Annotated in this window: 23 protein-coding genes and 1 tRNA gene; 10 read left to right on the plus strand and 14 right to left on the minus strand. The window is 64.3% G+C overall.

The features are described 5' to 3' along the window. The first annotated feature begins 59 nt into the window (after nt 1-59). A complete protein-coding gene (locus ACIQC5_RS16615) occupies nt 60-689 on the plus strand; it encodes a YitT family protein (RefSeq protein ID WP_400284658.1) in 630 nt (209 codons plus the stop codon). A gap of 37 nt (nt 690-726) precedes the next feature. Here ACIQC5_RS16615 and ACIQC5_RS16620 read toward each other — a convergent pair whose 3' ends face one another. From ACIQC5_RS16620 to ACIQC5_RS16645, 6 genes are all read right to left on the minus strand, one after another. Further along, nucleotides 727-1,557: a DNA-formamidopyrimidine glycosylase family protein gene (locus tag ACIQC5_RS16620; RefSeq protein WP_400284661.1), complete on the minus strand. Its 831-nt coding sequence runs from the start codon at nt 1,555-1,557 to the stop codon at nt 727-729. Beyond that, the gene (locus ACIQC5_RS16625) at nt 1,550-6,475 is read right to left on the minus strand and encodes an ATP-dependent helicase (RefSeq protein ID WP_400284664.1); all 4,926 of its coding nucleotides are present in this window, start codon (nt 6,473-6,475) and stop codon (nt 1,550-1,552) included. The genes ACIQC5_RS16620 and ACIQC5_RS16625 overlap by 8 nt, the downstream gene beginning before the upstream one ends. 55 nt (nt 6,476-6,530) lie before the next feature. Then, nucleotides 6,531-7,163 carry a DUF4232 domain-containing protein gene (locus tag ACIQC5_RS16630; RefSeq protein WP_400284667.1) on the minus strand — a complete coding sequence of 211 codons (633 nt, stop codon included), beginning with the start codon at nt 7,161-7,163 and terminating at the stop codon, nt 6,531-6,533. Between the two features lie 104 nt (nt 7,164-7,267). Further along, the gene (locus ACIQC5_RS16635; protein ID WP_400284670.1) at nt 7,268-7,996 is read right to left on the minus strand and encodes a YcnI family protein; all 729 of its coding nucleotides are present in this window, start codon (nt 7,994-7,996) and stop codon (nt 7,268-7,270) included. 101 nt (nt 7,997-8,097) lie between these two features. Beyond that, entirely contained in the window at nt 8,098-8,718 is a 621-nt protein-coding gene (locus ACIQC5_RS16640) for a hypothetical protein (protein ID WP_400284672.1), read from the minus strand. Between the two features lie 257 nt (nt 8,719-8,975). After that, on the minus strand, nt 8,976-9,536 hold the full coding sequence (locus ACIQC5_RS16645; RefSeq protein ID WP_400284675.1) for an SRPBCC family protein: 561 nt from the start codon (nt 9,534-9,536) through the stop codon (nt 8,976-8,978). Between the two features lie 32 nt (nt 9,537-9,568). On the opposite strand from ACIQC5_RS16645, the gene ACIQC5_RS16650 reads away from it, so the two are divergent. Beyond that, a complete protein-coding gene (locus ACIQC5_RS16650) occupies nt 9,569-9,793 on the plus strand; it encodes an XRE family transcriptional regulator (RefSeq protein ID WP_400284678.1) in 225 nt (74 codons plus the stop codon). A 124-nt stretch (nt 9,794-9,917) separates the two neighbouring features. Here ACIQC5_RS16650 and ACIQC5_RS16655 read toward each other — a convergent pair. Continuing rightward, nucleotides 9,918-10,007: transfer RNA gene (locus tag ACIQC5_RS16655), tRNA-Ser, on the minus strand. 97 nt (nt 10,008-10,104) lie between these two features. Here ACIQC5_RS16655 and ACIQC5_RS16660 point away from each other — a divergent pair. From ACIQC5_RS16660 to ACIQC5_RS16675, 4 genes are read left to right on the plus strand one after another with little or no spacing between them, the layout of a single operon-like run. Then, nucleotides 10,105-11,103, plus strand: coding sequence for a zinc-binding alcohol dehydrogenase (locus ACIQC5_RS16660; RefSeq protein WP_400284681.1), 999 nt, complete (start codon nt 10,105-10,107; stop codon nt 11,101-11,103). A 3-nt stretch (nt 11,104-11,106) separates the two neighbouring features. After that, nucleotides 11,107-11,505 (plus strand): 6-pyruvoyl trahydropterin synthase family protein, encoded by a 399-nt coding sequence (locus tag ACIQC5_RS16665; RefSeq protein ID WP_400284683.1) that lies wholly within the window; start codon nt 11,107-11,109, stop codon nt 11,503-11,505. A 2-nt stretch (nt 11,506-11,507) separates the two neighbouring features. Then, the gene (locus ACIQC5_RS16670) at nt 11,508-12,503 is read left to right on the plus strand and encodes a glycosyltransferase family 4 protein (protein ID WP_400284686.1); all 996 of its coding nucleotides are present in this window, start codon (nt 11,508-11,510) and stop codon (nt 12,501-12,503) included. Between the two features lie 33 nt (nt 12,504-12,536). Beyond that, a complete protein-coding gene (locus ACIQC5_RS16675) occupies nt 12,537-13,766 on the plus strand; it encodes a DNA glycosylase AlkZ-like family protein (RefSeq protein ID WP_400284689.1) in 1,230 nt (409 codons plus the stop codon). Here the strand turns inward: ACIQC5_RS16675 and ACIQC5_RS16680 are convergent. Continuing rightward, nucleotides 13,763-14,143 (minus strand): VOC family protein, encoded by a 381-nt coding sequence (locus tag ACIQC5_RS16680; protein ID WP_400284692.1) that lies wholly within the window; start codon nt 14,141-14,143, stop codon nt 13,763-13,765. The two genes, ACIQC5_RS16675 and ACIQC5_RS16680, sit on opposite strands and share 4 nt — an antisense overlap. Before the next feature lie 26 nt (nt 14,144-14,169). Then, complete coding sequence (locus tag ACIQC5_RS16685) at nt 14,170-14,703, minus strand: nucleoside deaminase (RefSeq protein ID WP_400284695.1); 534 nt, start codon at nt 14,701-14,703, stop codon at nt 14,170-14,172. Nucleotides 14,704-14,726: 23 nt separating this feature from the next. Here ACIQC5_RS16685 and upp point away from each other — a divergent pair, with 23 nt between their 5' ends. From upp to ACIQC5_RS16705, 4 genes are all read left to right on the plus strand, one after another. Continuing rightward, nucleotides 14,727-15,362: a uracil phosphoribosyltransferase gene (gene upp / locus ACIQC5_RS16690; protein WP_400284697.1), complete on the plus strand. Its 636-nt coding sequence runs from the start codon at nt 14,727-14,729 to the stop codon at nt 15,360-15,362. Nucleotides 15,363-15,547: 185 nt separating this feature from the next. Continuing rightward, entirely contained in the window at nt 15,548-15,925 is a 378-nt protein-coding gene (locus ACIQC5_RS16695) for a VOC family protein (RefSeq protein WP_400284700.1), read from the plus strand. Between the two features lie 66 nt (nt 15,926-15,991). Further along, nucleotides 15,992-16,666 (plus strand): HAD-IA family hydrolase, encoded by a 675-nt coding sequence (locus ACIQC5_RS16700; RefSeq protein ID WP_400284702.1) that lies wholly within the window; start codon nt 15,992-15,994, stop codon nt 16,664-16,666. Between the two features lie 57 nt (nt 16,667-16,723). Further along, nucleotides 16,724-18,115: a pyridoxal phosphate-dependent decarboxylase family protein gene (locus ACIQC5_RS16705; RefSeq protein WP_400284705.1), complete on the plus strand. Its 1,392-nt coding sequence runs from the start codon at nt 16,724-16,726 to the stop codon at nt 18,113-18,115. A 2-nt stretch (nt 18,116-18,117) separates the two neighbouring features. Here ACIQC5_RS16705 and ACIQC5_RS16710 read toward each other — a convergent pair whose 3' ends face one another. The 5 genes from ACIQC5_RS16710 to ACIQC5_RS16730 form a co-directional block, all read right to left on the minus strand. Next, nucleotides 18,118-20,199 carry a hypothetical protein gene (locus tag ACIQC5_RS16710; RefSeq protein WP_400284707.1) on the minus strand — a complete coding sequence of 694 codons (2,082 nt, stop codon included), beginning with the start codon at nt 20,197-20,199 and terminating at the stop codon, nt 18,118-18,120. 68 nt (nt 20,200-20,267) lie between these two features. Continuing rightward, a complete protein-coding gene (locus tag ACIQC5_RS16715) occupies nt 20,268-21,350 on the minus strand; it encodes a glycosidase (protein WP_400284710.1) in 1,083 nt (360 codons plus the stop codon). A 6-nt stretch (nt 21,351-21,356) separates the two neighbouring features. Continuing rightward, on the minus strand, nt 21,357-22,112 hold the full coding sequence (locus ACIQC5_RS16720; protein WP_400284967.1) for a carbohydrate ABC transporter permease: 756 nt from the start codon (nt 22,110-22,112) through the stop codon (nt 21,357-21,359). Nucleotides 22,113-22,284: 172 nt separating this feature from the next. Next, the gene (locus ACIQC5_RS16725; protein ID WP_400284969.1) at nt 22,285-23,187 is read right to left on the minus strand and encodes a carbohydrate ABC transporter permease; all 903 of its coding nucleotides are present in this window, start codon (nt 23,185-23,187) and stop codon (nt 22,285-22,287) included. A gap of 66 nt (nt 23,188-23,253) precedes the next feature. Then, on the minus strand, nt 23,254-24,555 hold the full coding sequence (locus tag ACIQC5_RS16730) for an extracellular solute-binding protein (protein ID WP_400284713.1): 1,302 nt from the start codon (nt 24,553-24,555) through the stop codon (nt 23,254-23,256). Nucleotides 24,556-24,646 lie beyond the last annotated feature (91 nt).

A 24,646-nucleotide genomic window follows, 5' to 3' on the forward strand; every position in this document is an offset into this window, starting at 1 on the left:
AGACCAGTATCCCAAACTGGCTATGGAATACAAGGCCAGTTTTCCGCGACCATGGATTCATGATGACCCGCAGAATCACCCAACTCCTGATCGGCCTGGCGATGTACGGCATCTCCCTGGCCATGTTCATCCGTGCCGGGCTTGGCTTGGACCCCTGGGACGTGTTCCACCAAGGTGTGTCCGGGAAGACCGGCTTCAGCATCGGCGTCGTGGTCATTGCCGTCAGCTTCCTGGTCCTCCTCCTCTGGATCCCGCTACGGCAAATGCCCGGCATCGGAACCTTGGCGAATGCAGTGCTCGTGGGCCTGTTCGCCGACTTGGGGTTGTGGCTCATTCCTGAGTTCTCGCACCTGGGCGGTCAAGTAGCCATGCTCGCCGGTGCCGTGATCCTTAACGGAATTGCGTCGGCTTGCTACATCGGGGCCCGCCTTGGACCCGGTGCCCGCGACGGCCTGATGACGGGCCTGGTCCGACGCACTGGATGGTCAGTCCGCCTGGTCCGGACCGGAATCGAAGTTGCCGTCCTGGCTGTCGGCTGGGTGCTGGGTGGGTCCGTGGGCGTCGGCACCGTGGTGTACGCGCTGGCCATCGGGCCGATTGTTCAGGTGTTGCTGCCAAAATTCATGGTCCCGGAACCGGACAAGGCAACGGCACCCACCGAGGTTGTGGAGGCTGCACCCGCAACGTGACGCTTGGCGGCGACGGCTTCCTGCAGTTGGAAACCGCTTACGGCGCAGGCTGGCAGCGCGGACAGAAGTAGAAATCCCGTTCCTCGGTCCCATCCGGTGCCGCCAGCGTGCTTCGCCGAATGGGTGTTCCGCAGCGCCGGCACGGTTGGTGTTCCCGCCCGTAGACCCAATACCCGGGCCGGATTGCCCGGGGACCCAGGGTGCTCCGCCGGCCGGGACCGAGGTTCTCGCTGAGGAGTCGCTTGGCGTCGTTGACTGTTTTGGCAAGGTCCGGGACCTCCGCGACAGCCAAACCGGGGTGGATTCCGGAAAGAAAGCACGCTTCGCAACGGTAGATGTTGCCGATGCCTGCGAGCTTCCGTTGGTCCAGCAAAGCGTAGCCCACAGGCACGTCCGGTTCCGCGCGGAGCCTGCGCAGGGCTTCGTCTTCATCCCAGTCAGGACCGAGTAAATCCGGTCCAAGGTGCCCGACAATCCGGTCTTCCTCGCTGCTGGGCACGACGTCGAGGATGCCCAGAGAGAACCCCACAGCATCAGCCGAGGCGGTGCGGAGCACACATCGTGCGGTGTGCCCGGGCTTGGTCCAGCGTCCGCCGGGTGCATAGACTTGCCAGCTGCCCTCCATCTTGAGATGGGAGTGGATGGTCAGCGCCCGGGGTCTCCGGCTGGCGCCCGGTTCCTCATCCGCAGGTCCCGCCAAGCGCATGAGCAGATGCTTACCGCGCGGGACCACCTCGGTCATGGTCCACCCCGCCAGGTTCAAGGTGGCGAAACGGGGCACACGGAAGTCGGAAGCCGTGATGATTTGCCCGGCCAAGGCCTCGTTCAGCTGCGATGCTGCCTGCCAAATGGAATCTCCCTCAGGCACGGATCCGCAGCCCCTTCGGCGTCGAATAGGCTCCGGCAGCTGTCAGGGCGGCGGCGATCGGGGTATCCAGGAGGTCATGGCCATTGACCTTCTCCATGAAGAGTTTGTCCACGGCGCCGCGTCGCACCACGTCCACCAGAGCGGCAGCGGAGGCGGTCAGGACGGCGTCGTCCTGGCTGAAGGTGAGCAGCGTCTTACCACCACGTTCCACGTAAAGGACCAGGGCGCCGTCGACCATCACCACCAAAGCGCCGGCCTTTCGCCCCGGACGGTGCCCCGATCCGGCGTCGACGGACAACGCCGGCCACGGCAAGGCGGCGCCGTAGGGGTTGGCCGGATCAGTTGCTGCCAGTGCCAAGGCGGCGGGTTCGGCCTTGTTGATACGGGCGTCCTCGGTGAAGGAACGCAGCCGGTCCACGGTGGCGGGAACCGCGAACTGAGCAGCACCCAGGTGCTCAATGAAGTAGCCTCGGCGGCAGCGCCCGGCTTCCTCGAGCCGGGCCAGCACTTTGTACATGAGCCCGAAGCCGCCAATGATGTTCTCGGCCATGACCGAGCCGCGCGTCACCACCCCGTATCGGTCCAACAGGAGCTCAGCGGTGCCGCGCGCATGGATGGTGGGGTCCAGTTCAGGCGCGGGCAAAGCAGACCATCGTCCCACAGCCAGGGGCGGGGTGGGCGCGGCTCCCGTCACCGACCCGTACCTTCCACCAGTCAGCCCCGGCGATCCCAGCAGGCCCGTGCCATGGGAACGGCCAAGCCGGCTCATCCGCGGGGCTCGGGCCCGCGGCGTCCTGGCGACCTGCCGGTGGGCCGTGCGCCCACCCGCGATCATGGCCCGGACAGGAGCGAACGTATCTCCCGTGACCCGCCCTGCCCAGACAAGATCCCAGAGCGCCGAGACCACCGCGTCGTCGCTCAAAACCGCGTCCATGCCTCCCGCGACATCGGTCAGTTGACGGAAGAAGTAGCCGCCGCCGGCGCTGAAGTGTTCAAGGAGCCTCTGTTGAGCGTCACCGGGTTCGAAATCCAGGGCAGGATTCAGGGTCAACTCGGCGGAGTCGGCTACGTGGAGGCTGATCCATCCGTCGTTTCCCGGCAACGAACCAGCGCCCGACCACAAAAGCTCACCGGCCGCCATCAGTTCGTCCAGCATGGCGGGCTTATAGTCGGCAACTCGGCTTGAGAGCACCAGTGGCTCCCACGCTGACGCCGGGATGGGCACTCCGGAGAGCTGATCCACTGCCGTGATGATGCCGTCGAGACCCCGCAACGCAGAGCTCCTGGACGAGCCGGGGGCGGTCACGTTCTGCCAAGCGGGAAGGAAACGCCCGTAGGCCGCGGTATCCACGGGCTCCACCTCGGCGCGCAGCGCAGCAAGCGAACGACGCCGGAGCTTCCGGAGCACTTCAGCGTCGCACCACTCGCTCGACGGCGGCGCGTCCGGGGCCATGAGCTCCGGATTCACGTCCTCGGTGGCACTGCTCTCGGCGGCAACGGCATGCGGGCGGAACTCGCCTTCCACTACGCGACCGTCGGCGGCCAGCCGCTTTAGCGCGGTATTGACGACGGCCACCCCAAGACCCAGCCGCGCTGCGGCCTCGGATGCGGTGAAGGGTCCGTGCGTGCGGGCATAGCGTGAAACGAGGTCGCCCAGGGGATCATGAACGGGCTCGATGAACGCGAGCGGGACGCCCATGGGCAAGGGGACACCGATGGCGTCGCGGAGTCGCGCGGCATCTTCCACCGCAGCAAAACGTTCGACGCCGCCGATAGTCACCCGGAGCGCACGGTTGGCCTTGTGCAGCGCCGCAAGGTGCGCCTCGGCGTCGAGCATGTTGCCCTGACAACCGATTGGCTCAGACTCTTCGGCGACTTCGAAAAGCTCCGTTGCCGCATCAGCCTTTTCCAGCCGCTCTGCAACTTCCTCGATACTCAGCGGGCCCAGCAAACGCAGGAGGTCCGCGACGCCTTCCATGCCCCGAACCCGACGGTCGGGTGCAAGCCGCTGAAGCTCCCGCTCCGTGGAGTCGATGACTGCCGCATCCAGGAGTTCGCGCAGCTCCACGCGCCCCAGGAGCTCATTGAGGAGTGTGGAGTCCAGTGCCAGCGCGGCAGCCCGGCGTTCCGCCAAGGGGGAGTCGCCCTCATAGAGGAATTGGGCCACGTACCCGAAGAGCAGCGACTTGGCGAAGGGAGACGGCTGCTGCGTGGTGGTCTCCACGATCCGGAGCTCGCGTCGCTCAACCGAGGCCGCAATGTCCTTCAACGCTGGAAGATCGTAAACATCCTGCAGGCATTCGCGCACGGTTTCGAGCACGATAGGGAACGACGGGTATTTGCGGGCGACATCCAGTAGCTGCGCCGAACGTTGCCGCTGCTGCCACAAGGGTTGTCGTTTGGCGGGGTTCTGACGGGGCAGCAAGAGAGCACGCGCTGCACATTCACGGAAGCGCGAGGCGAACAGTGCGCTGCCGCCGACCTCGGACGTGACGATTTGTTCGAGTTCCTCAGGATCGAAGAGGAATAATTCGGCGCCAGGCGGCTCGTCCTCCATCATGGGGACCCGCAGGACGATGCCGTCGTCGGCGGCCATGGCGGAACCGTCCAGGCCATAGCGCTGCTGGAGGCGTTGCCCGACCGCGAGAGCCCACGGAGCATGAACGGGCATGCCGAACGGGCTATGGAGAACTACCCGCCAGTCACCGAGTTCGTCGTGGAAGCGTTCCACCACCAAAGTGCGGTCACTCGGGACCACCTCAGTGGCTTGTTTTTGCTCGCGGAGGTACTGGAGCAGGTTCCCGGCAGCGAACGCATCCAATCCGCTGGCCTGGCAGCGCTCCATGGCGGGGGCGTCGTCTGCAGCTGAAAGTTCGCGGATGAAGGCACCGAGGGCACGGCCGAGATCCACAGGACGACCCAGGGAGTCGCCCTTCCAAAAAGGGAGCTTTCCGGGCTGGCCAAAAGCAGGTGAGACCAGGACGCGATCGTGGGTGATGTCTTCGATTTTCCAACTGGTGGCGCCGAGGGCGAAGATATCGCCGACGCGGGATTCGTAGACCATCTCTTCGTCCAGCTCGCCGACCCGGCGGCCACCCTTCGCGGCCCGGGCCGAGGCACTCGGAGCGTCGGGCTCGGCGCTTGCCGGGGACGAGCCTTCGACTTCCGTGCCGATGATGTACACGCCGAACAGGCCGCGATCCGGAATAGTGCCGCCGGAAGTGACGGCGAGCCGTTGTGCTCCCGGCCTGCCTTCTATGGTGCCTGCGTGCCGGTCCCAAATGATGCGCGGCCGGAGTTCAGCGAACTCGTCCGAGGGGTAGCGTCCGGCCAGCAGGTCCAGGGTGGCTTCGAACGCAGACCGGGGCAGGCTGGCGAACGGCGCTGAGCGGCGCACCGTGCTGAACCATTCCTCGACGTCGATGCTCCCCAAAGCCGTAGCGGCGACGGTCTGCTGGGCCAGGATGTCCAGTGGATTGGCGGGGATGCTCAGCCGCTCGATCTGCCCGCTGAGCATTCGCTCCACCGTCACCGTGGTGTGGAGAAGGTCAGCCCGGTGTTTGGGGAAGAGCACACCTTCGGAGATCTCACCCACTTGGTGCCCGGCGCGCCCTACGCGTTGGAGGCCGCTGGCCACTGACGGCGGCGACTCCACTTGGACGACCAAGTCCACGGCACCCATGTCGATGCCGAGTTCAAGGGAAGACGTGGCAACGACGCAACGCAGCCTCCCGGATTTGAGGTCGTCCTCGATCATGGCGCGTTGGTCTTTGGACACCGAGCCGTGGTGCGCGCGGGCCAACACGGGGTCGGCGCCGCTTGTACTGCCGGCTTGGGCCATCATGTGGGCTGGGGTCGCCGTCGATGCCGGGACTCCGGGGTCCGGCGCGGCGGGGTCGTCCCACACTGAGCCACCAACGGCCATCAGTTGGCGCTCCGCGTAGATCTCGTTGAGCCTGGCGGTTAGCCGTTCGGCGAGTCGCCGCGAGTTGGCGAAGACGATAGTGGATTGCTTCGAGAGGACAAGATCGACAATCTGCTCCTCCACATGCGGCCAAATGGACGCTTGAGGCTGCAGCCCTGATGCCGGCCCGGAGTCGAAGGCCCCGGCGGCGCCTTGCAGGTCAGACATGTCCTCCACAGGAACGGTGACCGTGAGGTTCCAGTTCTTCTTGGAGGGCGGCGCAACGATCTCCACCGGTGCTTGGCCAGCCAGGAATTGCGCCACAAGTTCCCTTGGTTGGACTGTCGCCGACAGTCCAATGCGTTGGGCAGGCTTGGTCAGCAGCGCATCCAACCGTTCCAAGGAGACGGCCAGGTGCGCCCCGCGCTTGGTCCCGGCGACGGCGTGGACTTCGTCGATGATGATGGTGTCTACCTCGCTGAGCGTCTCCCGGGCGCGGGAGGTCAGCATGAGGAAGAGGGACTCCGGTGTGGTGATGAGGATGTCGGGTGGGTGGGTCAACAGCGTGCGGCGGTCTGCCGCCGTCGTATCTCCTGAGCGGACGCCAACCGTCACCAGCGGTGCGGGCAGCCCCAATCGTTTGGCAGTTTGGGTGATTCCGATCAACGGTGAGCGGAGGTTGCGCTCGACGTCCACACCCAATGCCTTCAGCGGCGATATATAGAGGACGCGGGTCTTGGTCTTGGGCCTTTTGGCGCGGCCCGCGGGAACCGATTCAAGGCCTGGCAACGTGTCCGATGGCTTCGAATGCAACTTGTCCAAGGCCCACAGGAAAGCCGCCAGTGTCTTGCCGGAACCCGTGGGGGCCACCACCAGAGCGTGTGCGCCCGACGAGATGGCGTTCCAGGCACCGTCTTGCGCAGGAGTGGGCGTGGAAAAAGCGCCGAGGAACCATTCCCTGGTTGCTTGGCTGAAACGGCCGATGGCGCCGCCAGACGCCTGCTGCTCCTGCATTCCTCCATCATGCCCCACGGCTCCGACAGAATAAGCCGGAGCCGTGGGGGAGGTGTTAGACCGCCTGGAACGCTGTGATGGTCAGGAGCTTGATGCCGGCATTGCTGCAGGCGTCGTGGGGTTCGGCGACGAACAGGGATGCGGTGTCGTTGGGCGGGTAGATCCGGTAGCCCGCCGCGGGAACCTTGGTGCAGTCACCGTAATTTCCGGCCTGCGTGTACCGGAGTTCAGCCCACGCCGACTTGCCCGGGGCAAGCTCGATTTTGGTGACAGGAGTGGTGGTTTCGCGGGTGGCCGGTTCGCCGATCGGGGCACCATTGGCGTCGGCCGTCAAGGAGACGCCGGCGAAGCCTTCAAGGACACATGACGTGGTTCCGGAGTTGGTCAGGATCAGTTTCTCGTAGATGCTTCCCGCCGCTCCACCACCGGTTGAGTCAGTTGCCGCCGTCAACGAAGCAGCCTTGCACTGGCCTTCAGTTGCAGGTCCCGAGGACGTTGCGCTTCCCGAAGGAGAAGGCGAGGTGGTAGCGGTGGGGGACGCCGACGTTGGAGATGCGGAAGAAGAGGTAGGCGGTGCGCTGCTTGTTCCAGCCGGGCTTGGGCTTGGCCCGCAGGCTGAAAGCAGCAGCAGCGAGGCGGCCGCCGTCGTCGTAATAACAAGTCCGGTTTTGATGCGCTGAGTCCACATGGGCATCAGCCTTACGCCGGGTGTGACGCGAGTCAATTCAGCCACGGCCAACAGGACGGATTGGCGCCCGGATCGTAATCTTCCAGGCGCCAATCCTGAGTCAATTACTTGGCGGCGTTTCCAGCTTTGGCGGACCGGCTACGGAAGAACGCAGCGCCACCCAGGCCAAGGCCGGCGATGCCCGCGATGAGGCCGGCCCAGCTGCGTGCCTGAGAGCCGTCGTCGGTCACCGAGGCGGCCTGCTCCGTGGACACGGTGCTTGCGGCGTGGTGGTCGCCGGCCGCATCAGCGGGCGTGATGGTGACCGACGGCGCCGGTGCCTTCAGCTCGTGGGCGTCCTGGCCTTCTTTCGGGATCTCCGACCAATCGGTCTGGCCCTGCTCGCAGGTCTGGAGCGTGGGGAAGTACAGCGTCTTGCCGGCGGCGTCCGGCAGCTTGAGCGAGAGAACCAAAGCATCACGCAGGTGCGGGTCCAGCGGGGCCTTGGCGGTGTACACGATCTGGCTGGTCCGCTGGGTGATGGAGGTTCCGTCGTCCAGCTTCTTGGGCTCGGCGAGCTTCTCCGTGACCTTCTCCACTGTCCAGTTCGGGTTGACGGTGGGCTGGGCGTCGTTCAATTCCCCCGGGAGCGTGATGGCGACTTTGGTGGTGCCGAAGGTGTCGCAGCCGTGGGGGATGCCGAACGTCAACAGCGCGTAGGAATTGGCAGCAGTCTTGTTCGGATCAGCCGAAACGTGCGCGGAGGCACCGGCGAGGCCGGCCATCATCAGGGCGGCGGTTCCGCCGGCGACAGCGGTGGCGGACAGGGTACGGCGGAGGGCGGACTTGTTCATGGGATTGCCTTTCGGGGGCGCCGATTCTGGGCGGCGCGGGTACGGGTTTGGGACCCGTCACCAAAGGCGGCTGTGTTGCCTTGAGTTGGTGCCGGGCGGAATCAGGGAAGAACGACGGCGGCGGGCGGGCCGCGGCGGCTGTCTTGCCTCAGGTTCCGCCAAGGGCGGGGGATGAAAACATCAGGTGAGCCGACGGTGATCGGCGAGGCGCCGGCGTCGGGCCTGAACAAGAGTGTGGGCAGGTCAACGAGCGGCCGAAGCCAAGCCGCGAGCTGCCACAGGGCGGCCTCTCCCTTGGCCAGGAGCACGGCAGAGCCAATCGTGGCAATGATGTGGGCGGCGAGCATCAGTGCGCCGAACGTTGTGCCGAGCGCATGCGTGTGCTCGGCGGCGGTGTAGAGCGTCGGGCTCAGGGGCTCGCCAGCGAGGTGGTGCGCTGTACCTTGGGCGGTAGTCGCTACCGGGCCCAAAGCCGTGAAAGCTTCGTGCAGGGCGAGTTGGCCTGCGCCCAAGAGGGCCGCCATCGCCACGAAGTTCAGCTTCAAGCGGGTGGCCAACGTGGCGGCCAAAGCAGTCAGGGCGACCAAGGCGGCGAGGACGGGGGCCGTGGGAAGGGCTCCACCACCCACGACGTGTGCACCGGCGGCAAGGACCACCGTGACGATCGAGATCGCGCCGGACCGCAACGCGTGGAAGGGCGCCCGGGGCTGCGATGTGCGCACGGAGTCCTCCCTTGTCTCTGGCTGCCTGTTCTCGGCGACTGTCATTCTATCGGGAGTTCGGTGCTGGGCTGGCCGCGGATGGGTGCTGGCTGTCTGAGTGGTGCCCCGGGTTGCTGCGTTCCTTCCCAGTTGCTCTTGGCCTCTGTTGACTTGCGGCGTCCGGAGCCGCTGGATTACGCGGCAGCTTGGGGGTGCGGGGCGAGGCAACTGGGGAGGAACGCGCTGGTTACCTGTTGCCGAGTGCCGCTTAGTGCCGCTTAGCGCCGCGCCAACCATGCGAACGTCGGACCTGGCGGATCCGGCACGCGCCCGGGCGCCGTTCCGGAACGACGACGGCGGAGCTCAAGTGCCAGACTTTCCTCACCGCGCGCCATGGCCCAGTGATGGTTCGCCGAGAACGCCGGTTTCAGGAGCCAGCTCAGTCGCCGAAGCAAGGGCTTGGCCGTGCTGACACGCCAGTCATAGCTGATCACCACCTCAGGTCCATCAGTCTCGAAAGTCCACCGACCGGTGCCGTTCAGATCGCCCTTGGCCGTCAAAGCGAAGCCATGCGTAGTAATCGGTTCGGTGACCGTCAACCGCCAACGCAACGTGTAGGGGAGCCAGCCCTTGGTGTGGAGGTCGAACGACTTGCCGGTGCCGTCCGCGCTGCCTGGGTCGAGAGGAGTCACTCGCAGGTAGACCGAGGGCCACCACTTTGCCAGCGTGCCTGCGTTTCCCAGGACGTCAGTGACCTCCTCAAGGGTGCCTGCAACGCGCCAGACCGTGAAGAATTGGTAGTCCGTGCTCTTGGCTGTCTTGCTTGTTGACCCGGCCATTGTTGCCTCCGCGGTCCGCGTTGGTTCCGTGGGTGTCTTGTGGCATCCAGGATCAATGTACCGCTGGGCATGCCGGAGGGTTAGGTCTTGCCCTGGCGCGGGAAGCGCACATCAGTCAGAACCGCGTTTCTCAGATTGAGCGGGGCAACATTGAACACACTCAGATTGATACGCTCCGCAAATACATCGAAGCATTGGGTGGAACGGTGGAGATCTCGGCGCGCTTCGGGTCCGAGCGCTTCGACCTGGTTTCCTGAACTGGGCACCGAAGTGGTGGCCCTCGGGCCTTGCCCCGAGAGCGCCGGGAATTAGCCCGCCGGGACCACATAAGAAAAAGGCCCCGCCTCCCTTGTAAACAAAGGGAAGCAGGGCCTTCTCAACTGGCGGTGACGGTGGGATTTGAACCCACGTTGGCTTTTACACCAAACAACATTTCGAGTGTTGCACCTTCGGCCGCTCGGACACGTCACCAACTGAAATAGGGTACCGGAGTTGGGGCCCGTTCCCCAAAACGAGCACCAAAGAAGCCTTCCGCCCCACCTGACGGAAAGCTAGATTCATAAGCACCATGACGATCTCGCAGCCACATGAAGCCCAGGCCTACTGGGTCACCGACAAGGGGCGCGGCGAGTTGCGCCGCGAGTCGATACAAACCCCGGGCCCCGGAGAGGCACTGGTCAGGACCCTGTATTCCGGAATCAGCCGCGGCACCGAGCGCGTGGTCCATGAAGGCCGTGTTCCAGTGCGCGTGGCCGAGCGGATGCACGCCCCGCACCAAGAGGGCGACTTCCCCGGGCCAGTGAAGTATGGGTACCTGTCAGTTGGCGTGGTGGAGGAGGGGCCGGAGGAGTGGCTCGGCCAGAACGTTTTCAGCCTGCACCCGCACCAGGACCTGTACGTTGTGCCGGTTAAGGAGCTCACACGGATACCGGAAACGGTCCCTGCCCGCCGCGCCGTCCTGACAGGGATTGTGGAGGTGGCGATCAATGCCATCTGGGAAGGTGGGCCGCGGCTGGGAGATAGGGTCGCCGTCGTCGGTGCCGGTTTGGTGGGCGGTGCAGTGGCGACGCTCCTGCGGAACTTTCCGCTGGGGCGGTTGGAACTCGTCGACCCGGATCCGAAGAAGGCCAAGCTCGCAGAGGCTATTAAGGTCGACTTCGCCCAGCCAAAGGACGCAAACAATGACTGCGACGTTGTCTTCCACTGCTCCGGCACGGACGATGGCCTCAAACTGAGCCTCCAACTTGCCGGCGACGATTCCGACGTCGTCGAAGTTTCCTGGTTCGCCGACAAGGACGTCACGCTGCCGCTGGGGGAGGACTTCCACGCCCGGCGACTGACCATCCGCTCGAGCCAGGTCAGTGTGGTGGCGAAGGCCCGGCGCCACAGGCGGACGAACGCTCAGCGGTTGGCGCTCGCTGTCGAGCAATTGAAGGATCCGGTGTTCGATATTTTCCTGACGGGGGAGTGCCGGTTTCACGATCTTCCCGCTGCCATGATCGACCTGTTCGGGCGGCGGGGCAGTGGTTTCTGCCAGGTGGTCGCCTATCCCAAGCCGGAGGAGTAAACCATGTTCAGCCTGACCGTCCGACGCCATTTCATGATCGCCCACAGCCTTCCACGCGAGGCGTTCGGCCCCGCGCAAGGCCTTCACGGGGCTACGTTCGTCGCGGAGGTGACGTTCCGCCGTGCCGAGCTCAACGACGACGCAATCGTGGTGGATATCGGTGCGGCCAACGGCATTCTCGAAGAAGTGCTTGCGGACCTGAACTACAAGAATCTCGACGAACACCCCGCGTTCCACGGCAAACTCAGCACCACGGAGGCCCTCGCCAAGCACATCGCCGACGCCGTCGCCGATCAAGTGACAGACACACCGGACGGGCAGGCCTTGGCTGGTATCGACGTCGTCCTTCGCGAAAACCCCGACGCCTGGGCCGGCTACACCCTCGACCTCCATCGCAGCTAAGCATGGTGGCCATCCGCCTGCTCGTCCCCGGCAACGTGAGGCACGGCTCCGGCGGTAACCACTACAACGCCAAGCTCGCCGAACACCTGGATGCCGAAGTAGAGACCATAGCGGTCGACGGCGGTTGGCCGGTTGGGAGCAGTGCGGACCGGAGGCGGTTTTCAGACATGCTCGACGGCGGCACAACCGTGATTGCCGACGGCTTGGTAGCGAGCGGGGCGCCGGAGGAGGTGGCAGCTGCGGTGAGCGCCGGAACGGAGGTGTGGATCGTCTCGCACATGGCTCTGGCGGAGCATCGTGATCTTGAGGCCAGAGCGTTGGCCGCCGCGTCGGGCGTCATCTGCCCGAGTAAGCACGCGGCCGCGGAGCTCGAGGCACGGCATGGCCCGCTTAACATCGTGGTTGCCCGGCCTGGCGTAGACCCAGCGCCAGCGGCAGGAGGCTCCGAACCACCCCACATCGTGGCCGTCGCGGCACTACTCCCCAACAAGGAACAGACCCTCCTCGTAGAGGCGCTGAGCACGCTCAAAGACCTGCCGTGGACCGCTGCCCTCATTGGCTCCGACCGCGCTGCCCCGGCGTACGCAGCCCAGGTGCGGGCCGCCGTCGAACATCAAGGCTTGAGAAACCGCATCAGCATCACCGGTGAGCTGACCGGCGAAGCCCTTGAAAGGAGCTGGCAGGCAGCCAACCTCAGTGTCCTCATTTCCGGGTCGGAGGCGTTCGGGCTGGTGGTGACGGAATCGCTTGCCCGTGGCGTACCGGTGCTGGTCAGGCAGGGGACCGGAGCCGTGGAAGCCCTCGGCGATACCAAGGCGGGGGCCGCGTTGGACCTCACGGATACCAGTAAGCTCGCACAAACCATTCGCACTTGGCTCACAGATCCAGCCCTCCAAAGGACGTGGCGCGAGGCAGCCCTCAACGCGAGGAACACCCTCCCCGGCTGGGACACCACCGCGAGGACGGTCATGAAAGCCCTCCACGGCCCGCCGAGATGAGACTCGCCGCAGACGAGGGTGCAGAATGGGGCCATGACGCATCCAGTGCACACGTTGCCTGCAGCCCAAACCCTCACGCCCCAACGCCTCCGGGCCTGGGCTTGGCACAAGCAAGGGCTGGATGGATCGCTCGCAGGCAAGACCTCAGAGCAAGTCCTGGACCACGCGGGCTGGGCGCGATCCGTGGGCGGCGCCAACCCGTACCTCACGTTGTTCGCCCGGGCCGGAATCAGCCGCGAGCAGGTGGACCGGGACGTCAAGGCACTGCGGATCCATGAACTTCCCACAGCACGCGGCTGCACCTACGTCCTGGGCCAGGCTGACTTCGCCTGGGGCCTCCAAATCGGCCGGGACGCTGCGGTTGCACCGTTCAAAGTTCTGGCCAGACTCGGTGTGGAACGTGGCGAGATCACGCTCTTGGAGGACGAGGTTGAGCACGCGCTCAAAGAGTCCAGCGACCCGATGTACCCCAAACAACTCAGGGACGAACTCGGCGACTCGGTCCGTAGCCTCGGCGAGGAAGGCAAGAAGAAGGGCGCCTCAACCACGCTGCCCACGGCGCTCGGGCTCCTGCAGGCCGACGGCCGCATCCGCCGGGTCCCCGTCAACGGACGACTCGACCAGCAGCGCTATGCCTACACCACGTGGGGACTGCCGCCCAGCACAATTGACGACGACGGCGCCCGCCGCCTCCTGCTGGAACGGTACCTGCGCTGGACTGGTGGAGCGACGTTCAAACAGAGCCAGTGGTTCACAGCATTCACCGTGGCCCAAAGCAAGGCGGCGCTCGCCGCAGTCGGGGCTTTGGAGGTGCCCACCGCGGCCGGCGACGTGCTCTGGATGCTGCCCTCCGACGTCGACCGTTTGGCCGATTTCGAGGAGACCGGTGACGAGCAGATCCAGTTGCTGGCAGGCACGGACTCACTGGTCCTCCACAGGCGGAATTCGGCGGACATGTTCGCAGACGAGGACAAGGGCAAGAAGGTCCTGGACAGCACGCTCGCGCTTCAGGCCGACCTCCCGGACCATCCCATTCTGGATCGCGGACGGATTATCGGACTGTGGCAATACGATCCCGGCAAGGAGCGCATCGCGGCCTGGACGTTCGCCGGGCCCACCGCCGCCGTCACGCGGCGCATCGCCGAGGTGGAGGGATGGATTCGGGATGAACTGGGCGACTTCCGGTCGTTTAGTCTGGACTCGCCGGCGTCACGGCAACTGCGAATCGATGCCCTCGACGAAGCCGCTGGCCGTCGAACCTAGCCCGATCCGTACGGTCGAGTGATCGCTTCCAGGAAATGCCCGTCGGGGTCACAGAAGTAGATCCCGCGGCCGCCGTCGTTGTGGTTGATCTGTTGCGCGCGGGAGCGGGCGGGGTCAGCCCAATAAGGAATGTGCTCTGCCGTGATCCTGAGGAAGATCTGGTCGAACTCCTTCTCGCTGACCAGGAAGGCGTAGTGCTGCGGCGCAATGTCTCCCGCGGCCTCCAGGAAGTCCAGCGCGACGCCGTTCTCCAAGGAAACCGTGACGAATGACCACATGGGCTGCGGCTTCGGCAGGCCAAAGATGCGGGCCAGGAATTCCGCGGAACGATGCTTATCCTTGGCATGGACAATGGTGTGGTTGAAGGTAACTGTCATGGCTCTTCTCCCCGCTGAACAATGGATCAGACCGGGCGGTGCTCCGCGCCCGGCGCCCGGTGCGCCGCGAAGAAGTCCTTCAACAGCGCTGCGCATTCCTCCTCACGCACCCCCGCGTAAACCTCTACCCAGTGGTTGAGGCGGCGCTCGCGGAGGATATCGAACACGGAACCCACCGCACCGGCTTTCTCGTCCCACGCGCCAAACACGACGCGGGGAATGCGGGCCAGTACGATCGCCCCGGCGCACATGGCGCACGGTTCCAGGGTGACAACCAGCGTGCAGTCCTCAAGCCGCCAGCCGTCGCCACCTTCGCCCAGTTCCAAGGCATGGCGTTGCAGAGCAGCGGCAGCTTCGCGGATCGCGACGATCTCGGCGTGGGCCGTCGGGTCGCCGTGCGCCTCCCGTTCGTTGCGCCCGGAACCCAGCACACCGCCGTCGGGCCCCAAGACGACGGCGCCGATTGGCACGTCGTCCGTCTCCAGGGCGAGCCGTGCCTCGTCCAGTGCAAGGCCCATCCAGGCCATGTGTTCTGCGTGATACGGCTCGTTGGTGCTCATGTCTCAATGATAGTTTTGGACGCATGCGCACACTCGTCGTGGACCACCCGCTGGTCGCTCACAAGCTCACCGTTCTGCGGGATAAGAACACCCCTTCACCGGTCTTCCGGCAACTCACTGAAGAACTCGTCACCCTCCTGGCCTATGAAGCCACGCGTGAGGTCAAGACGCAGCCAGTCGAGATCGAGACCCCCGTCACCAAGACTGTCGGCACGGCGTTCACCAAGCCCACGCCGCTGGTGGTCCCCATCCTGCGCGCCGGACTCGGCATGCTGGAGGGCATGACCAAGCTGGTTCCCACGGCCGAAGTCGGCTTCCTGGGCATGGCCCGTGATGAAGAAACCCTGGACATCATCACTTACGCGGAGCGTCTCCCGGAGGATCTCACAGGCCGCCAGATCTTTGTGCTGGACCCGATGCTGGCCACTGGTGGCACGCTGCGCGAGGCCATCAAGTTCCTGTTCAAGCGCGGCGCCTCGGACGTCACGTGCATCTGCCTGCTGGCCGCTCCGGAGGGTCTGTCCAAGCTGGAAGAAGAGCTCGCGGACGCCAACGTGAAGATCGTCCTGGCCTCCATCGACGAGAAGCTCAACGAGAAGTCGTACATCGTGCCGGGCCTGGGCGATGCTGGAGACCGTTTGTACGGCGTGGCAGGCTAGTTTCCCCGCGCTCCTGCCCAGTTGCTGTCGCTTTGCCCCCGGGCGTCCGGAGTGGATCCTTGGATTTCCGGGGCGGCCCGGGGCGGATAACCCGGTAGCACTGGCAGTAACTGGGGAGGAACGCAAAGGGGCCAGGAACGATTGCCCCCTACCGGTTTCCGCCCCGCCCGGTTAGCCTGTGGCGCATGGACTGGAAACTTGAACTGGTGTTTGTCCCTGTGTCCGACGTCGATCGCGCGAAGGATTTCTACGTCAACAAAGTTGGTTTCAACCCCGATTTCGATGAACGTCCCATGGATGGCATCCGCTTTGTGCAGTTGACGCCGCCGGGTTCCGCTTGCTCCATTGCCATCGGCGAGGGGCTCAGCGACGCCCCTCCGGGAACAGCGCCGAGCCTGCAAATAGTGGTCAGCGACATCAACAAGGCACACGAGCAACTCAAGGCCAACGGCGTTGAGGTGAGCGACATCGACATTCAGGACTGGGGTCACTTTGTCCACTTCGCCGATCCTGACGGCAACAAGTGGGCGGTGCAGTACATCCCTCAGCGGCCCAACGGCTAGCGCCGCCCGTTCCCCTGGTAAGTCACATTTCGCCCGCACCCCCACACAGTGCGGCAGGATGGAGGCATGAGCCATCCTGCCGAGCCAACAGTGCTGACCGTCCGTGCCGTTCTTTTTGACATGGACGGCACACTGGTGGATTCCACCGCGGTTGTTGAGCAAGTGTGGACCGAATTCGCCGAGCGTTATGGTCTGGACATTGAGGAGATCCTTCGGACCTCCCACGGCGTCCAGGCCGGTGACACGGTGCGCCGGTTCGCCCCCGCCGACGCTGATCTTGAGGCCCTGACAGCTGAGTTGGGCGAGATGGAGCGTGCGCGAACAGATGGCGTGATCGCACTGCCCGGCGCGGAGGCGCTGCTCGGGGCGCTGCCGGATGACGCCATCGCCCTGGTGACGTCCGCCGACCGGATCCTTGCCGATATCCGTATGCGGGCGGCCGGGCTGTCCATGCCGACCACGGCCGTCACCGCCGAGGCTGTCACGCGCGGCAAGCCGCACCCGGAGGGGTACCTGAAGGCCGCCGCTTTGCTGGGCGCGGAACCGGCCGACGTCGTCGTCTTCGAAGACGCCCCGGCGGGTATTGCGGCAGCCCGCGCCGCGGGGATGCGGACCGTAGTGGTGGGCGACGCCGGCGGCGACCTGGAGGCGGGTATGTGGCGTATCCCGGACTACTCGGCGGTGACGGTCACGGCTGTCAAGGACGACGACGGCGGTCACCTCATCAGCCTTGGCATCTGACCCTGTCCTTGGCATCTGACCCTGTTCGGTCCGGTTCCGCCGGAGTAGGCTGTGCGCATGTCTGCGTTGCCGGAGGCGTACGGTGCTGCATTGGAGCGGGCCATGGTGCACGCAACGGAGTGGCTGGCGTCCGTCCCCGACCGGCCTGTCCGTCCAAAGGTCGACGCCGATCAAGTCGCCGCCAGTCTCGCATCGATCCTTCCTGACGGGCCCACTGAAGCGGCCGACGTGGTGGACGAGCTCGCTGTGCTGGCCGAACCCGGGCTGATGGCCATCCAGTCCGGGCGCTTCTTCGGCTGGGTCATGGGCGGGACGTTGCCGGCGGCAATGGCCGCCGATTGGCTCGTCACGGCGTGGGACCAAAACGCCGGTCTTCGATTCGCCACTCCAGCGGCCGCTGCGATTGAGGAATCGGCTGCGGCCTGGCTCTTGGATTTGCTTCATTTGCCGGCAACGGCCGACGTCGGATTCACCACGGGGGCCACCACGGCCAATTTTGCCGGGCTGGCAGCGGGGCGCCAATACCTGATGGATGAAGCCGGGTGGGATCTGCAGGCTTTAGGCCTCTCGGGCGCTCCCCGCATCACCACCTTCGCTGGACGGGAACGGCACGCAGCCGTTGACTTGGCGCTCCGATATCTCGGGCTGGGTGCCTGCGTGCCCGTTGACGCTGATGACCAAGGCCGTATCCTGCCAGAGGCCCTCGCCGAAGCCATGGACCAGCAGCCCGGTCCATCCTTGGTGTGCCTGCAAGCAGGGAACCTGCACTCGGGCGCTTTTGATCCCATGACCGAAGCTGTTGCTGTGGCCCATGAACGCGGAGCCTGGGTACACGTGGACGGAGCGTTCGGATTGTGGGCGGCGGTGAGCCCGCGCTTGCGTCAACGCCTGGCCGGCGTTGAACTTGCCGATTCCTGGGCCACTGACGCCCACAAAACACTCAATGTTCCTTACGACTGCGGCTTGGCGATCGTGTCAAGCCCGGAGGCCCTCAGGCGGGCTTTCAGCATCCACACGAGCTACTTCATTTCAACAGACGCGGGGCCGGGGGACCCGTTTGAGAAGGTTCCCGAACTGTCCCGCCGCGCTCGCGGCATTCCAGTCTGGGCGGCTCTCCGGCAACTGGGCCGCGCGGGAACCATCGCCATGGTGGAAGGCCTCGCAGCCAACGCCCGCGCCTTGGCCGACGGACTCGCTGCGATCCCCGGCGTCGAAATCCTCAACGACGTCGTGTTCACACAGGTTTCCGTCAGCTTCGGCAGCGACGAGCGCACCCGCCGAATCACCCAGCGGCTCATGGCCGAAGGGGCCGTGTGGATGTCGGGTTCGGCGTGGCGTGGCCGTGACATCCTGCGGATTTCGGTGAGTAACTGGTCCACCAATGCCGATGATGTTGCAGCTTCGGTGGAAGCGGTCCGGCGTGCTGTGGAGGCCGAGCCCGAACCGTAGGGCTACTTCCTGACGAGCTGCACCACAGTGAAACCGCCCGGGGCGATGGTGACCCGTCCGGATTTGTCGAGTCCCAGGGCGTTTCGGTTCGGGGCGAGGGATTTTCCGGAGGAATCATAGGCCTGCTGCTGTATGACGAAGCCCAGCGGCACGTCCACTTTTTGGACCAGGGTTTCGTTGGCAGCGCTGACATACAGTGTGGAGTCTCCGGCCGATCCGGTCACGGAGACGGAGGAGATCAGCGGCTGGATGAGGAGCGCGTCAATCAATGCCGCCCCGTTGGTCTTGCCCACAACCTCGTCGGCTCGTGCCGGCAGGCTCTGGTGGAGGGCGAGCGGGGACAGTTTGCCCGCAGCCTCGGTGATGCCCTGGGCCCCTACGCCACCGTTGGCCGTCGCGCCAAGTTGTACCTTGCCGGCCGCCCAGATCGTGGTCCCGGACGGGGCCATGCCTTGGTTGATGATCGGGTAGACGTTACGTTCTTGATCAGCGCCAGGCACTTGGATGCTCAATGACGCTCCAGGCTCCAGTGCCACGTATGCACCTCCGGAATAGTTTGCTTCCCCGGTCCAGGCTGAAGCAGGTTTAACCACTGAGCCGGAGCCCGCGATGCTGCCCGACTCGGCCTCCACCACGCTGATGCCGTTGGTGCTGACGGTCTTGTTGATGCCCAAAGCTTTCGTCTTCAGCGTTGGATTGGCGTCCAGGGCCAGCATGGTGAGCAGCGCGTGGATGGTTGATTCGGCGCCGGAATTCGGGTTGACGCGTCCGTCGCGTTCAATGCCGTCGACGGCGGTTCCCGTCGCTGGATTGTAGGCAGGGGAGTTGCTGCGGTTGGCTCCAAAGAACCAGCCGGCGGTCACGGCTGCAACGTCCAGGAGACCGGGAGCGTCGCCCGCCTTGGCTGTTGCCACCAGGCTCTGGACGCGGGAGTCCACGCCGTAGGCAATCTGTGCCTCGCCCGGCGTCGGGCTCCAAGCATTGTCAGGTCCGCCCGCTGCCAACAGCTGCGGAGTGAACTGGGCCGTGTCCTTGACGGCGGCAGCCAAAAGGTCCTCGCGATGGAGCACCGTCGAGGCGGTCGCGACGGCGGCCGGCGCCATGCCTCCCCATGCGTGCCAGAGCGTCTGCGACTTGTTCCACGGCATGATGGCACCGAAGGGCCAACGATCCACGGAACCGGAGGACATTTCAGCGATGCCTTCGCTGAGACGGGTCAGGGCCGCAGTGGCCATTCCGTCACTGGGTTCCGCCTGGGAGTACGCGGAAAGGCCAAGCACGGCTTCCGCCGAGGCATCCGCCCCGCCGGCGATCAGCCAAGCGGGAACCTTGGTGCCGTCCGCAACGTCGTAACTGCCGTATCTTCCCAAGGACTGCTTGTTCAAGGACTCAAGTGCCAGGTGCAGACGACCCTGCAGGAATCCCGCGAAGTCGGGATCGGCCGATTCGAAGGCCGCATATCCTTCGCCGAGGGCCCACACGGTTCGGGCGAGCCAGTAGGATTCAGCCGAATCGGACGGGTCGGGCAATTCAACGGGCGTGGCACTGGGCGTCAGTGTGCCGTCTGTCTGCTGCCACAGCACCACGTTGCCCGCATTGGGGCCGGTGGTGGTCTGCAGGTACGTCAAAGAGCGCAGAGTTTGGAAGGCGTGTTCGCGGCTGGCGGTGTCTCCGGTCTGCTGCCAGTGCCGCAAGTAGACGACGGCGGTGCGGGCAATGTCGTCCGCGTTGTAAGCGCCTTGGGTCCAGTACCCCGTGGCGGGGTCGATCGAACCGCCGCCGACGCGCCGATAGCTGCCATCCGCGTTCCTGTCTGCATACGTCCACGGGGCCTGTGCCGTCGGTTGGGTGTCCAGGCCGTACGTGGTGTGCCCTTCCACAGGATTCAGCGGGACCGTATCCAGCAGGAAATCGAGATGCGCCAGATTCGTGAGTGGCGTGGATATCGGGGCCGCGGGCGTTGCCACGGCCGGCGGGTCTGCCGCAGCGGGTCCGGTGCCCACTCCCACCATGAGCAGTGACAGAGCTGCAGCGACAGCCGAGGGCTTGGAGAACGGCTTCGAACGAACAGTTGTGCAGGTCATGCTTCTCCTGGTGGTGTGGGATGGAACGCAGGTGGCCGAGGCTGGACGCTTCGGCCACCTGCCTGTTGTCATACGCGGTCGAGCTTGGCCACGCCGATCTTCGAATCAGCCATGCCGTAGAAGACGAACAGTTGATCGCCGATTTTTTCGATTGCGGTAGGGAAGACGACGTTGGGTACGATGCCCGAGATCTCATCTTCGGTTTCGGGGGCAAGGAGCGGTTTGTCGCTGCGGGCGATGACGCGTGAGGGATCATCGGCGTCCAGGATCATGGCAGCAGCCGTGTAGTTGACGTTCTGCTGTTGTTCGAAGGCGGAGGCAGCGATCTTCCCTGCTACTCCGTGGTGGATGACAAGCCATCCTTCCTCCACACGGATCGGCGCGGGTCCGCCGCCAATCTTGAGCTCCTCGAACGGATACTCGCTCAATGCCACAAGTTTGTGTTTGCCCATGTGGACCAGGTTCCGCAGGTCCTTCCGGACATCTTCCACGGCCACATAGGAGATCCAGATGCCGGGTCGGTTGTCCGTGATCCCGGCCGGAAGGTGCTCGCCCTCGCCTTCGCGGATCCAGCCAAGATCCCACATGGGCCGGTGAAGCATGGCAAAGGAGGGCACGCCGTCGGGGTCGTTGACTGGCTCCGGGAAGAACACAGCGTCCTTGTTGGGAAACAGGTTCAGGTCCATGGACAGCTCGGCTTTGTACTCAAAGAAACACGGGCCCAAGCGTTCCCAGCTGCGCAGATCCTCGGAGTGGGCGAAAGCCAGGCGCGGCCCCAACGGCCCGTACGCGACATACGTCATCAGGTGCTTGCCCAAAGTGGGCACCCAAGTGGTGCGCGGGTCCTCGGTGCCTGCATTGTTCAGGCCGCGTTCCCACCCTTCGTCGGGAGCCAGGACAACGCCTTGGCGTTCGACGCCGGTTGGGACGCCGTCAGCGTCGATGATCACTTTCGCAAGGCCCACCCGGGAGACATTGCCTTTGGCAACGAGGCGGGGCAGGAGGTAAAGCTCGCCATCAGGACCGCGGCCACTGGCTGGGTTGAGCACACCTTCGGCTTCAAAGTCATTGCCGTCTTCAGGGGTCATGATGACCCCCGCGCGCGTGAGGGTGAACGGGACGGTAGGTAGTGCTGTTGGAGAGGAAGTCATGAGAGGTTAGCCCTTTACGCTTGAACCGATGTTGCTGGAAATGAATTGGCGCTGGAAGAAAATGAACAGTGCGATCGCGGGTGCAGCGAGGACACAGGCGCCTGCAAGGATGGCGCCGAACGGGTTTGAAGCCGTCGCTGCCACGTTGGAGATGTAGTTGGCGAGGGACACGGCCAACGGCTGGATGGACTGGTCCTTGGTCACCAGGAACGGCCAGAGGAATTCGTTCCATGGACCGATGAACGTCAGCAGGATGGCCGTGACGATCGCAGGGCGGACCAACGGAATGGCAATCTGCCACAGGATCCGGAGTTCGGATGCGCCGTCGATCCTTGCAGCTTCGAACAGGGTTGATGGCAGCTGCATGAAGTATTGGCGGAACACGAAGACTGCCGTGGAATTGATGGCGAAGGGCAGGATCATCCCGAGGTAGCTGTCCGCGAGGCCGTAGTCGCGCACAATCATGACGTACAGCGGGATGAGCAACAGCTGGAACGGGATCATTTGGACCAGGAGCATCATGCCGAACACCACGCCACGGCCACGGAACTGCAGCTGCGCCAGCGCGTAGCCCACCAACAGCCCGAACACCACGGTGAAGAAGATGACGCCGCCGGTGAAAATCCCTGAGTTGACCAGGCCCCGGAGGAGGTCGATGGAGCCGTTGATGCTGTTGTAGTTCTCTCCGGTGAGGTTGGCCGGATTCGGGAATGCTCCCGCCACGGAGGTGTCCGGCGAACTTTGCAGGGAGCCGATGAGCATGTAGTAGAAGGGAAAGAGGAAGACGAACGCTCCGATGGCCAGCAGGATAAAGTTGCCGGCCCCGAGGCCCTTGCGCTTTTCCAGAGCGGAGCGCCCCGGTACTGAAGGTGAAGGTCCAAGCCGCTGGCCGTCGTCGTCGTTTGTTCGGTTGCTGGAGCTGACCACAGACACGTCAGGCCTCCTTCCCGCCCACAAGGCGTTTCTGAATCAAGGCAATCAGCAGCACGCCGATCACCAGCACTACGCCCAAAGCCGCAGCTACATCGGGATTCCCCTGGAGGATGCCCTTTTGGTACATCAGGAAGACCGGCGATGTGGAAGCACCGTCAGGACCGCCGCCGCCGGTGAGCAGATACGGCTCGGTGAACAGATTGGCACCGGTAATGGTGGCCAGGAGCGTGACCAGCACGCTGGCGGAACGTACGCCAGGGACCGTCACATTCCAGAACTGGCTCCACTTGTTCGCACCGTCAACGGACGCGGATTCGTAGAGCTCGTCGGGGATGTTCTGCAGCGCAGCCAGATAGAGCAGAATGAAGAATCCCAGTTGCTTCCACGTCACGTACAGGGCAACCGTGGGCATGGCGAGCCAGGAGTTGACCAGCCAGGACGGCTGCGGAGCGAGCGGCCCAAGCAAGGAGTTCACCAGGCCGTTTTGCTGGAACAGGAACAGCCAGACGCCAACCACGGCTACGCTCGCCGTGACATAAGGGACGTAGTAGCTGACGCGGAAAAAAGTCTTGAGCCGGGTGACCCGGTTCAAAGCGTTGGCCAGGACCAGCGACAACCCCACGGTCAGGGGAACGTTGATGACCATGAACACGCCGATGTTGGCAAATGATCGCTGGACGGCTGGATCTGACAACACCGTGACGTAGTTTTCCAAGCCCACAAACGGACGGTCCACAGGTACACCGGGGGCGGTGAAGAAGAAGTCGTGGAAGGAAATATAGACCGCGTACCCCAAGGGGTAGGCCAGTACAGCAAGGATGAAAATCACGTAGGGTGCGCTGAACAGCAACCCCAGCGGCTGTCGACCCAGGATACTCCTGCGCCGCAGCCGCCGGGCCCCCATGCGCCCATCGGCCTTCCCTTTCACGGATGTGCTTTCTGAAGAGCGAAGTGGCATGGGAACCACCAGCTACTTCTGGGCTGCCAGTTGGTTGATCTTCTCTGCCGCGCCTTTGAATGAGGCATCAATGCTCTCATTGCCGAAGATGACGGACTTGGCATAGGCGGTGCGGAAGGTGGACCAGATCTCTACAGAGTTGGCCACATTCGGAACCTCAACGGTCCGGGCCGCCTGCTCGGCAAACTGCTTGTAGGCAGGGTTCTTGGCGAAGTAGTCCGGGTAGGCCGTGGTCAGGTCCTTGCGCATCGGCATCTGCCCGGTATCGGTCAGCAGCTTGCCGTCCTGATCCTGGCTTGTGGCGAACTTCAAAACTTCCCAAGCTGTGCCCTGGTTCTTGCAGGCAGAGTACATTCCCACGTTCTTGGCGTCGGAGAAGGTGTAACCGTCATCCTGGGCCTTGGACCCGGGAACAGGGGCGGTGCCCCAATTGACCTTGCCCTGGTAGTAGTTGATGGCCCACGGTCCGGCCAGGGAGATGGCCGCCTTGCCTTCGCCGAAGGAGTCGCCCTGGTAAACCTCGCTGGAAGCCAGCTTTTCCTTGTACAGAGTCTCGAACATCCCGGCTACTTGTTTCCCGGTCTCATCGTCGAACGTGGCTTTGCCGTCCTTCACCAAGGGTGCTCCCCCGGAGGCTGCAGCATAGAAAGGGTAGAAATCGAACCAGGACTGGAAAAAGTCGCTCGCGGGGGATGGCCACACAGCGTTGGCCACTGCGCCGGATTTCACCAGCGTGCGCGCCGTGTCCAGGAATTCGTCCTGTGTTGCCAGCTTGGGGTTTTCCGGATCGAGTCCGGCTTTCTGGAAGAGGTCCTTGTTGTAGAAGAGGACTACGGGGTTGGACTTCCACGGCATCTGATACGTCTTGCCATCGGCGGACTTGTACTGGTCCGCGAGATCGCCAGTTCGGTCCTTGATGTACTGGGCGCCATCAGGGAACTTGTCCAAGGCGACAAGGCCGCCCTGCTTCTGGAACTGCGGTACGGCCACGGGGGCGGTGTTAAAGACCAGGCACGGGGCGTTGCCTGCTGTGATGGCTGCTCCGATGACTTCCTCGGAAGATTTGCCGGCAGGGATCTCTTGGGCGTCGATCTTTTCGTCCGGGTGGCTCGCGTTCCACGACTCCACCATGGCCTTGCCCCATTTCACCTCGAACTCGTTGTTGGAGTACCAGATCTTGATGGGTCCCTTGGCTGAGGCTGCAGCATCGGCGCTGTTGCTTGTTGCACCGCCTCCGCAGCCGGCCATGGTGGCTCCCAGCACCGCCAAGGCTGCCAAAGACACTATTCGCATCGAGGTTTTTCCGTGCTTCATTGCAACTCCTAGATTGAAAATGGTTGGTGCGTTTGTTGCCTGGTCCCCGCAAGGCGGGAAGCACGCCACATCAGGTGCCGGCGTTGATGAG

The organism is Paenarthrobacter sp. NPDC092416 (assembly GCF_044755025.1).
In the GTDB taxonomy this organism is placed as follows: Bacteria; Actinomycetota; Actinomycetes; order Actinomycetales; family Micrococcaceae; genus Arthrobacter.